The organism is Bradyrhizobium sp., assembly GCF_004799445.1.
Classification (GTDB): domain Bacteria; phylum Pseudomonadota; class Alphaproteobacteria; order Rhizobiales; family Xanthobacteraceae; genus Bradyrhizobium.
Window position 1 is genome coordinate 1 of the sequence record NZ_SSNA01000183.1, and the last position, 8,941, is coordinate 8,941.

The 8,941-nt window shown below is 65.3% G+C and carries 7 protein-coding genes; 4 read left to right on the forward strand and 3 right to left on the reverse strand.

What is annotated here, in order from left to right; translation table 11 throughout:
* Nucleotides 1-102: 102 nt before the first annotated feature.
* Nucleotides 103-2,979, reverse strand: coding sequence for an EAL domain-containing protein (locus E8A46_RS23840; protein ID WP_291566488.1), 2,877 nt, complete (start codon nucleotides 2,977-2,979; stop codon nucleotides 103-105).
* Between the two features lie 119 nt (nucleotides 2,980-3,098).
* Nucleotides 3,099-4,097 carry an NAD(P)H-quinone oxidoreductase gene (locus tag E8A46_RS23845; protein ID WP_291566490.1) on the reverse strand — a complete coding sequence of 333 codons (999 nt, stop codon included), beginning with the start codon at nucleotides 4,095-4,097 and terminating at the stop codon, nucleotides 3,099-3,101.
* A gap of 107 nt (nucleotides 4,098-4,204) precedes the next feature.
* Between E8A46_RS23845 and E8A46_RS23850 the strand changes: the two genes are divergently transcribed.
* The 3 genes from E8A46_RS23850 (at nucleotide 4,205) to E8A46_RS23860 (ending at nucleotide 6,409) form a co-directional block, all read left to right on the forward strand.
* On the forward strand, nucleotides 4,205-4,396 hold the full coding sequence (locus tag E8A46_RS23850; RefSeq protein ID WP_291566492.1) for a DUF1192 domain-containing protein: 192 nt from the start codon (nucleotides 4,205-4,207) through the stop codon (nucleotides 4,394-4,396).
* A gap of 531 nt (nucleotides 4,397-4,927) precedes the next feature.
* The gene (locus E8A46_RS23855) at nucleotides 4,928-5,449 is read left to right on the forward strand and encodes a DUF1465 family protein (protein WP_291566494.1); all 522 of its coding nucleotides are present in this window, start codon (nucleotides 4,928-4,930) and stop codon (nucleotides 5,447-5,449) included.
* A 66-nt stretch (nucleotides 5,450-5,515) separates the two neighbouring features.
* A complete protein-coding gene (locus E8A46_RS23860; protein ID WP_291566496.1) occupies nucleotides 5,516-6,409 on the forward strand; it encodes an EamA family transporter in 894 nt (297 codons plus the stop codon).
* Between the two features lie 131 nt (nucleotides 6,410-6,540).
* On the opposite strand, the gene rpmE is transcribed toward E8A46_RS23860, so the two are convergent.
* Nucleotides 6,541-6,768, reverse strand: a complete 228-nt coding sequence (gene rpmE, locus E8A46_RS23865; RefSeq protein WP_291566498.1) for a 50S ribosomal protein L31 — start codon at nucleotides 6,766-6,768, stop codon at nucleotides 6,541-6,543.
* Nucleotides 6,769-6,960: 192 nt separating this feature from the next.
* On the opposite strand from rpmE, the gene E8A46_RS23870 reads away from it, so the two are divergent.
* Nucleotides 6,961-8,832 carry an ABC transporter transmembrane domain-containing protein gene (locus tag E8A46_RS23870; RefSeq protein ID WP_291566500.1) on the forward strand — a complete coding sequence of 624 codons (1,872 nt, stop codon included), beginning with the start codon at nucleotides 6,961-6,963 and terminating at the stop codon, nucleotides 8,830-8,832.
* Nucleotides 8,833-8,941: the final 109 nt, after the last annotated feature.

Genomic DNA, 8,941 nt, shown 5'->3' on the forward strand with positions numbered 1-8,941 from the left:
AGCGGATGGAGCGGGTCCACCGCTGCTCGCCGCGGCTGATCCGGGCGCGGCCGCGGCGCAACTCGATCCTCTGCCTTCGCGCGGGATGACGATAGCGGCTGGCTAGCTCGCGGCCTCGAGCCGCTCCTCGGTCAGTAGCCGCATCGCGGCGTCGGCGTCCATCGGCTCGCCGAACGCAAAGCCTTGCGCGTATTCGCAGCCCAGCTGGTAAAGCTCGACCGCGTCGGAATCGGTCTCGGCGCCTTCGGCGACCACGTCCATGCCGAGGTCGTGGGCCAGCGCGATGATGGATTTCAGGATCACCGGCCGCGTGCCGCGGCTGGTGGTGCGCACGAAAGACTGGTCGATCTTGATGGTGTCGAACGGAAAGCGCTGCAGATAGGCCAGCGAGGAATGGCCGGTGCCGAAATCGTCGAGCGACAGCCCGGTGCCGAGCTCGCGAATCCGCGTCAGCATCTGGGCGGCGTGTTCCGGATTTTCCATCACCAGCGATTCGGTCAATTCGAGTTTGAGCGTGCCGCGCGCCACCGAGGAGCGCGACAGCACGGTGCGGATGTCGTGAATCAAATCGTGCCGCAGCAATTGCCGCGAGGAGACGTTGACGCTGGCGAAGATCGGTTCGCGCGAGCGCATCGCGCGCTGCCAGATCGCAAGCTGCTTGGCGGTCTGGTCGAGCACGAACATGCCGAGATCGACGATCAGGCCGATCTCCTCGGCGATGGAGATGAATTCCGACGGCGACATCCGCCCGAGCTTGGGATGATCCCAGCGCGCCAGCGCCTCGAAGCCGGCGATCGAGCGATCCTCCAGCCGCACGATCGGCTGATACAGGATGGTGATTTCCTCGCGCTCGATGGCGCGGCGCAATTCGCTTTCCAGCGTCAGCCGGTCGGTTTTGCGGGCGCGCATCGCCGGCTTGTAGACGTCGATGCGGTCGCCGCCGATCCGCTTGGAATGATACATCGCAAGCTCGGCGTCCTTGATGATCTCGTCGGACAGCTGGGTCTGCGGATCGGAGAGCGCGAGCCCGATCGAGGCGGTGAGAAAAATCTCGCGGTCGTTGAAGGCGATCGGTGCGCGGATGGTCTTGCGGATGGTTTCGGCGAACGCGGTGATCCGCGCCGGATCCTGTTCCGACATCAGGATCAGGCCGAACTGGTCGCCGGCCAGCCGCGCCAGCGTATCCTGCGGTTTGAGGATGCGGGTCAGCCGCCGCGCCAGCGTCAGCAGGATCGAATCGCCGACCGCGATGCCGACGGAATCGTTGACCTGCTTGAAGCGGTCGAGGTCGATCACCATCAGCGTCGGCCGCAGGTTCGGCATGGTTTTGGCGAAATTGGCGACCGCGCCGAGGCGGTCGATGAACAATTTGCGGTTGGGCAGGCCGGTGAGATTGTCGTGCACGCTGTCGTGCAGCATGCGCTCCTCGGCGTTCTTGGCCTCGGTGACGTCGGTGAGCGTGCCGACCACGCGGGAAACCTCGCCGTCGGAGCCGACGACGGGGCGCGCCTTCAGCGCGAACCACATGAAGTGTCCGTCCGGCGTGCGCAGGCGGAAATCCTGCACCAGCCGGCCGCGGCGCTGGTCGAGCACACTGTCGAGCGCGGCGCGGAAGCGGTCCTGATCGAGCGGATGCAGCACCTCGAGCCATTTCGCGGCCGGGCCTTCCAGCGTGCCGCGTTTCAGGCCCAACAGGCTTTCGGTTTCGGGGCTGGTGAAGACCTTGTCGGCGGAGACGTCCCAGTCCCAGATCAGGTCGCCGGAGCCGGTCAGCGCCAGCGCGCGGCGCTCGACGTCGGAGACCGCGCCGGTGGTGGCTCCGCCGCCGGCGAAGGCGTGCTGCATCACCGTAAATCCGATCAGCATCACGATCAGCACCAGGCCGCCGAGCAGCGCCGGGCCGACGATGTCGTTGGTGACGCTTCCGGCCACCGCCATGCCGGCCGCGATCACCCAGACCACCAGCAGGAACCAGGTCGGGATCAGCAGCACCGCGCGGTCGAAGCCGTGGGTCGACAGGTACACGATCAGCGCAAAGCCAGCGAATGCGATCAACACCAGCGACATCCGCGCGATGCCCGAGGCGACCGCGGGATCGAACAGGGCCAGCGCCACCAGCGAGCCGAGAAAGGCCAGCCAGCCGACGGTGATGTGGGAATAACGCACGTGCCAGCGGCTGAGATTGAGATAGGCGAACAGGAACACCAATAGCGTCGCGGCCAGGATCGCTTCGCCGCCGGCGCGCCAGACCCGCTCGGCATTGTTCGACATGTCGAGCACCTTGCCCCAGAAGCCGAAATCGACGCCGATATAGACCAGCACCGCCCATGCCAGGGCGGCGGCGGCGGGAAACATGATGCTGCCCTTGACCACGAACAGGATGGTCAGCACCAGCGCCAGCAATCCGGAGATGCCGATCACGATGCCCTGGTACAGCGTGAACGAGTTGACCTTGTCCTTGTAGGCGTCGGGCTCCCACAGATAGAGCTGCGGCAATTTATCGGTGCGCAGCTCCGCGACGAAGGTGATGACCGCGCCGGGATCGAGCGTGATGCGGAAGATATCGGCGGTCGCGCTCTCCTGCCGTTCGGGGCGGTCGCCGGTCGACGGCGTGATGGTGGCGATGCGCGACAATCCGAGATCGGGCCACAGCAGCCCCGACGACACGATGCGGTAGTGGGGTGCCACGATCAGACGATCGAGCTGGTCGTCGGTGTTGTTGGCGAGCGCGAACACCACCCAGTTCTGTCCGCCTTCGCGAGCCCGGACCTCGATGCGGCGGACGATGCCGTCGGTGCCGGGCGCGGTGGAGACCTGAATGCGGTCGGTGTCGCTGCGCTGATGGTCGAGTACCGCGGTCAGGTCGATCGCGGGCGCGTCACCGCGGACGCTGACGGCGTCGATGGCGCGCGCCGGCGGCGCGGCGGCAACAATCATGAGGCCCAGCGCGAGGGGCGCAAGGCACCTGATCAGACGCAATGTCAGTTCTCCGCGGTCAGCATCGTTTGCGGGCGAGGCGAAGCGCCCGACATTTCCGGATAAATGACATGAATGCGAAGGAAATCAAAGGGTTTCCGGCAGGCTATCGGTTGCCAGCGTTAAAGCGCCAACACAATTTTGCCAATATGTTCGCTGGTTTCCATGCGCCGATGCGCATCTGCGGCCTTTTCCAACGGGAAAGTGCTGTCCATCAGGGGCTTAATGCGGCCTTCGCGCAACAGCGGCATCACCTTGGCCTCGATCGCGGCGACCATGGCGGCCTTGTCCGCATTACTACGGGGCCGCAGCGTCGAGCCAGTATGGTGCAGCCGTTTCATCATCAGCTTGGCAAAGTTGGCCGTTGCCTTGGGGCCGCCGAGCAGCGCGATCTGGACGATGCGCCCGTCGATCGCGGCCGCGTCGTAATTGCGTTCGATGTAGTCGCCGCCGACCATGTCGAGAATGACCTGGGGACCTGTCCCCGACGTCGCCGCCTTGGCCTGGGCGACGAAGTCTTCGGTCTTGTAATTGATGGCGTGGTCGGCGCCGAGCTTGAGGCAGGCGTCCGCCTTCTGCTTCGATCCGACGGTGACGATCACCCTTGAGCCGAAGGCCTTGGCCAGCTGGATCGCCATGGTGCCGATGCCGGACGAGCCGCCGTGGATCAGGATCGTCTCGCCTGGCTGCAGCGCGCCGCGTTCGAACACGTTGTGCCAGACCGTCATCAGCGTTTCCGGGGTGGCGCCGGCCTCGAGCATCGAGAGCGACGGCGGCACCGCCATCGCCTGGGCATCCTGCGCGATGCAATATTGCGCATAGCCGCCGCCGGCCACCAGCGACATCACCTTGTCGCCGAGCTTGTGCTTGTGGCTGCCGGAACCGAGGGCTGCGACTTCGCCGGCGACTTCGAGGCCGGGCAAATCGCTGGCGCCGGGCGGTGGCGGATAGGAGCCGGATCGCTGGGCGACGTCGGGACGGTTGACGCCGGCGGCGGCCACCTTGATCAGGATTTCATTCGGCCCCGGCGCCGGCACCGCGCGGGTTTCGGGCAACAGCACCTCGGGACCGCCGGGCTTGCTGATGCCGATGACGGTCATTTGCGAAGGGACTTTTTCCATGATTTGTCCTTGGCCAAACGCTATGAGTTTTAGAGAGGCATTCTGATTAGCCAGCGGCGTCGGGGCTGGCAACCGCTTCACTGCCTGTTGAGCACGGAGTTGGACCCATGGCCATCGAGGATGACGACAAGCCGAGAAAGAAAATCACCCACGAGATCGGGCAGGACCTTTCGCTGCTGTCGGTCGAGGGGCTTGCCGAGCGCATCGCGCTCATGACCTCGGAGATCGAGCGGTTGCAGGCGGCCATGACCAAAAAGCGCGCCTCGAAGGAAGCGGCGAACAATTTTTTCAAATCGTAGGAAATTTGGACCCCACACCCATCGGCTGTCGTCCCCGCCTAGTGCGCAATTGCGCACGGGGCGCGGGGACCCATACGCCGTGAACCCGTATTTTGGAAAAGTGCTGGACGGCTTTTCCTCAATCACAAGCTTCGGTGGTTATGGGTCCCCGCGCCCCGTGCGCAATTGCGCACTAGGCGGGGACGACAACGGGAAGGTGTGGGTGCCACTCGGCCAATGGCCGACATGGCAAACAAAGCCTGAAAGAAATCGTTCGTTTACGATCGATTAAGCTTTCTCGCTTATGACTAGCAGCGTCCATTTTGGACACCGAGTGGCTCCTGTCCACTCTGTTTGACGCCTCCCTGTTATCAACTTCAAAGCCGCCGGAAACGGCGGCTCCTTTTTGTCTGCTATTCCGTCACCGCCTTGGAAACCATAATAGCGCTTGCGGCTGGACTCCGGCCCGCGCCCGCGCAATGATTTGTTCATCATAAGTCGGCGGCTTTCCAAGCCGGCAGCAGCGTAAGCAGTGGCGTGAGGGCGTTAACCATGTCGGACCGTGCGCAAGGCGAAACCGCGCTTGTTCAATTCAGCGAACGGCTGACCAATTCGGCGGCATTCGGAACCCTGTTCCGGGAGGGCATGGACCTGGTCGAGGAGACCGCCGCCTATCTCGACGGCGCCGGCCGCTCCGAGGCCAAGGCGCTCGACCGCTCCGTCAGCCTCACTTACGCGACCGAAAGCATGCGCCTGACCACCCGCCTGATGCAATTGGCGTCATGGCTGTTGCTGCATCGGGCGGTGAAGGAAGGCGAAATGACGCTGACCCAGGCCAACCGCGAGAAGACCAAGGTCAAGCTCTCGGCCGCCGATCCGGGTTCGGATGAGATGATCGAAAAACTGCCGCAGCTGTTGCAGGACCTGATCGCCCGTTCGATGGCCCTGCAGGCCAAGGTGCGCCGTCTCGACGCCTCGATCCACGCGCCGGCGGCGGAACGCGCCACGATCGGCAATCCGCTGGTGCCGCAGCTCAACCGCCTGAAGGCGGCGTTCGAGCAGTACGAACAGTAACGCGGTAGCGTCGGCCGCGCGAGCGCGTCCGCTCGCGTCGGGTATCGGCGCCACGATGATCCGGCCTTGCTGACCCCCTTTTCCATCGTGCTGGTGTTGTCGGCTGCGTTCCTGCATGCGAGCTGGAACGCGCTGTTGCGCGGCGGCGCCGATCGCACGCAGTCGATGCTGATCATGAACATCACGGTCGGCAGCGCCGGACTGGCGATGATGGCGGCGGTCGGGTTGCCGTCCTCGGCAAGCGCGATTTACCTGTTCGCCTCCGGCCTCATTCATCTCGTCTATAATGCGCTTTTGGTGCGGATGTATCGCAGCGGCGATCTCGGCGAGACCTATCCGGTGGCGCGCGGCTCGTCGCCGGCGCTGGTTGCGCTCGGCGGCAGCCTGCTGGCCGGGGAGTGGATGAATCTGATCGGGACCGTCGGCATCGGCCTCGTCTGCGCGGGGATATTCCTGCTGGCGGTCGCCAGGGCGCGGTCCGAAAAGGCGGCGCCGGATTTTGCGTCCGATCGCGCCGCACCGGGAGCAGGACGTTTGCACGCCATGAATCTGCCGGCGGCGCTGGCGACCGGCATCAGCATCGCCGCCTATACCGTGGTCGACGGTCTCGGGGTGCGCGCTTCAGGGAACTGGATCGCCTATACCGGCGGCCTGTTCGCGTTCTTCCTCGCGGTGCCGCTCTGGTATCTGGCACGGGGCCGGCGCACGGTATTCGCGGTGCCCCTCGCGGAGGCGGGCAAGGCGGCCAGCGGTGGGCTGATTTCGCTCGCCGCCTATGGCGCTATCATCTGGGCGATGCAGGGTAGCGCGATGGGCGCGGTGTCGGCGTTGCGCGAGACCAGCGTGGTGTTCGCAGCCTTGCTGGGCGCCGTCTTTCTCAACGAGCGTCTGACCGGCTCGCGGATCGCCGCCTGCTGCATCATCGCCGTCGGCGCCGCCTGCGTCGGCTGGCGGTACTGAACTCCGCGGGCTGCCCCATAAAAAACGCCCCTGGCCAGCCAGGGGCGTCTTGCGGGGGCTGCCCCATAAAAAACGCCCCTGGCCAGCCAGGGGCGTCTTGCGATCTCGCCTCGGAGGAGGGTCGGAAAGGCTCAGTCCTTCTTGAGGAAACCCGAAAATTTCTTCTGGAACCGGGACACGCGGCCGCCGCGATCGAGCAGCTGCTGGGAGCCGCCGGTCCAGGCCGGATGCGACTTGGAGTCGATATCCAGGTTCAATTTGTCGCCCGGCTTGCCCCAGGTCGAGCGCGTCTGGTATTCGGTGCCATCGGTCATGACGACCGTAATCGTATGATAATCCGGGTGAATTTCGGTTTTCATGGCAGATCCTTCGGCGCGCCGGCGCCTGTGTTTCGGTTGTCGAGGTGACGGATTTGGGCGGCTCTATAACGCAGCAGGGCCCGCAAAACAAGCTAACTATCCCGGTATCTTCGCGAACCGGGTTCGCCCCGGATTTGCCAGCGGGCACGGCGGCGCCTATCTGGGGGTGGCAAAGCGATTGGTCCAGATCTCATGAGCGCAGTGGAACGGCTTGAAGACCGGCGTGACGAAACGCCGCCGCAGCGCGGTTTGGCCGACGCCGCGGCATCCTCCGTCGAAGTGGCGATCGAAGCGGCGCTGACGCCGTCGCCGGCCGCGCGCAGCGCGCGGCTCCGTCCGCTGCTGGCGCTGGCGCCGTATGTGGCGCGCTACCGTGGCCGCGCCGCGCTCGCCTTGGTCGCGCTGACGATCGCCGCGATCACGACCCTGCTGGTACCGGTCGCGGTGCGGCGGATGATCGACTTCGGCTTCACCCCCGAAGGCATCGCCAGGATCAACAGCTATTTCAGCGTGATGATTGCGGTGGTCGCGGTGCTGGCGCTTGCCAGCGCGTCGCGGTTCTATCTGGTGATGACCATCGGGGAACGCATTGTCGCCGATCTCAGGCGCGACGTGTTCGCGCATCTGATCTCGCTGTCGCCGGAATTCTTCGATACCGCACGCAGCGGCGAACTGATTTCCCGGCTGACCGCCGATACCACGCAGATCAAATCCGCGGTCGGCGCCTCGGTGTCGATAGCGCTGCGCAATGTCATGCTGTTCATCGGCGCCACCGCGATGATGGTGATCACCAGCCCCAGGCTTTCGGGCCTCGTGCTGCTGGCGATTCCGGTGATCGTGCTGCCGCTGGTGGCGTTCGGGCGCTGGGTGCGGCGGCTGTCGCGCGGCGCGCAGGACACCTTGGCGGACGCGACCGCCTATGCCGCCGAACTGGTCGGCGCGATCCGCACCGTGCAGGCCTATACCGGCGAGCGGCTGGCCAATGCGCGGTTCGGCGGCGAAGTCGAGCAGGCCTATGAAGCCGCCCGCAGTTCGACCCGCGCGCGCGCGATCCTGACCGCCATCATCATCTTCATCGTCTTTACCAGCGTCGTGATGATCCTCTGGATCGGATCGAACGACGTGCTGACCGGCTCGATTACCCCGGGCAGGCTCGGCCAGTTCGTCCTGTATGCGGCGTTCGCCGCCGCAGCACTTGGCCAGCTCAGCGAAGTCTGGGGCGAGGTCTCGGCCGCCTCCGGCGCGTCGGAACGGTTGTTCGAAATCCTTCGCGTCAAGTCGGCGATAGCCACGCCGGCGTCGCCGCTCGCCTTGCCGGTGCCGGCACGCGGCGACGTCAGTTTCGAGAATGTCGGCTTTGCCTATCCGACCCGGCCGGATGCGCAGGCCGTCGACGGCGTTTCGCTGTCGGTGCGCGCCGGCGAGAAGGTCGCGATCGTCGGCCCCTCGGGTGCGGGCAAGAGCACGCTGTTTCAGCTGCTGCTGCGGTTCTACGATCCGGCTTCCGGCACCATCTCATTCGACGGCGTATCGATCCGGATGGCCGATCCGGGCGAGGTACGGAAGCGGATCGCGCTGGTGCCGCAGGAGTCCGTGGCGTTCGCCGCGACCGCGCGCGAGAACATCCGCTTCGGCCGGCCCGAGGCGACCGACGCCGAAGTCGAGCGCGCCGCCGGGCTCGCGCATGCCACCGAATTCATCCGCCGCCTGCCCAATGGATTTGAGACCCAACTCGGCGAACGCGGCGTCACGCTGTCGGGAGGCCAGCGCCAGCGCATCGCGATCGCGCGCGCGATCCTGCGCGACGCGCCGCTTTTGCTGCTCGACGAGGCCACGTCCTCGCTCGATGCAGAATCCGAGACGCTGGTGCAGACCGCGCTGGAGGAACTGATGCGCCACCGCACCACGCTGGTGATCGCGCATCGGCTTGCCACCGTGCTGTCCTGCGACCGGATCATGGTGATGGATCAGGGCCGCATCGTCGAGCAGGGCACCCATGCCTCGCTGGTCGCCGCCGGCGGCCTCTATGCGCGGCTGGCGCGGCTGCAGTTCGAGGGCGTCTAGAGCTTTTCGAGCGAAAGCCTGCCCCGCACTTGATGCGGGGTGGATACCGGTTCGCGTGAAGAAAACGCGTCAAAACAAAAGATTAGAGCGTCGGTTCTGATTCAATCAG